1 pseudogene is annotated in these 1,885 nt (G+C 51.3%); it reads right to left on the reverse strand.

Going from position 1 to position 1,885, the window contains the following annotated elements:
* Positions 1–99: 99 nt before the first annotated feature.
* Positions 100–1,869: pseudogene (gene ggt / locus ACTHUM_RS12695) on the reverse strand (gamma-glutamyltransferase).
* Positions 1,870–1,885: the final 16 nt, after the last annotated feature.

The raw sequence follows: 1,885 nt of genomic DNA on the forward strand, positions 1-1,885 counted from the left end.
ACTCTATTCTTATACACATCCTATCCATATATTTTCCCAAACTAAAAAGGCCGTCTGAACTTGGTTTCAGACGGCCTTTTTCATGTCAAACCGACAATATCAATCGCCCATAACCTTGCCTTCGCGGCGCGGGTCGGCACCACCGAGCAAACCGTCTTTGCCGATTACAATGCCTTGTACGCCGGAATTCAAATCGCGGATTTGGACTTTGTAGCCCAATTTTTCCAACGCAGCCGCTTTATCCGCAGCCGCTGTTTTATCCTCAATTTCATACTGGCTGCCGCGATTGAGCATATTCGGCAGTAAAATTGCCGTCTGAATGTCCATACCCCAGTCGATATGCGCCACCAGTGTTTTAGCGACGAAACCGATAATGCGGCTGCCGCCCGGCGAACCGACCGCCATATAAGGTTTTCCGTCTTTCATCACAATGGTCGGTGCCATCGAAGAACGCGGACGTTTTCCACCGGCAACGCTGTTTGCCACCGTTTTACCGTCCTCTCCGACAGGATTGAAGGCAAAATCGGTTAATTCGTTGTTGAGCAGATAGCCGTTTGCCATCAGCCCCGAACCGAACGCGTTTTCAATCGAAGTCGTCATCGACACGACGTTGCCGTCTTTATCCACAACCACCAAATGGCTGGTGGACGGCAGCTCGACCGCCATGCCTTGCGCGTATTCCTTGCCGAACTTGCCTGCCTGAATAGTTTCCAATGCCTTGTCAGCCTTGCGGATTTCTTCGGCACGCGGTTTCAAATAAGCCTGAGAAATCATGGCTCGGGTCGGAACATTCACAAACGCAGGATCGCCGACATAATAATCGCGGTCGGCAAAAGCAATCCGTGACGCATCGCCTATCCAGCGCCAACTGTGAATATTTTCCGATCCCAACGCCCTCATATCCTGATTTTGTAAGACGCCCAAAATCTCACCCAAAGCAATCGCGCCCGAACTTGGCGCGCCCATGCCGCAAACTTCATATTCACGATACGGCGCGCAAACCGGTTGACGCTCGATAACTTGATAGTTTTTCAAATCCGCCATGCTGATTTTGCCGGGATTATCCACAGCACCGGTAACGGCACGGACAATATTTTGCGCCTGCATTCCCTGATAAAACGGCGCACTGCCTTTTTCCGCCAACAGGCGCACAGAACGCGAAAATTCAGGATTTTTCAAAACCGTTCCTGCAGCCAAAGGTTTGCCGTCAGGCAGGAAGTAAGCGGCGGTTTGCGGATAACGTTGCAAGGGGTCTAAATTTTGCTCGATGGATTTCGCCATACGCGGAGAAACAGCAAAACCTTGTTCCGCCAAAGTAATCGGTTTCTCAAACAAACTTGCCCACGGCAATTTGCCATAACGCTTGTGGACATCTTCCAGCAGCTTCGTAATCCCCGGCACACCGACCGAACGGCCGCCGACCACCGCTTTCATAAAGCCCATCGGTTTGCCGTTTTCATCCAAGAAAAGTTCCGGTGTTGCCGCTTTCGGCGCTGTTTCACGGGCATCAAACGTCGTCAGCTTTTTCGCCTTATTGTCCCAATACACCAGAAACGCACCGCCGCCCAATCCGGAAGACTACGGCTCAACCAGTCCCAAAGTTGTCTGCATGGCAATCATCGCATCTATCGCACTGCCGCCGCGCTTCAAAATTTCATAACCGGCTTCAGTTGCCAGCGGATTGGCAGACGCCGCCATATAATGCTTGGCGCGGATTAATTTCTGCTCCGTCAGCCCTGTTCCTTGCTCCGGCGCATGGTTATCCACAGATACAGAGGGCAGGGAAACTTGAGGCTTTTGAACCGGCTGTTGCGCACAAGCGGCCAAAATCAAAACGGATAACAGGTTAATACTAAAGGAAAACTTCATATGCACACCCTTATTG

It is taken from the genome of Neisseria sp. P0021.S006 (assembly GCF_051956895.1).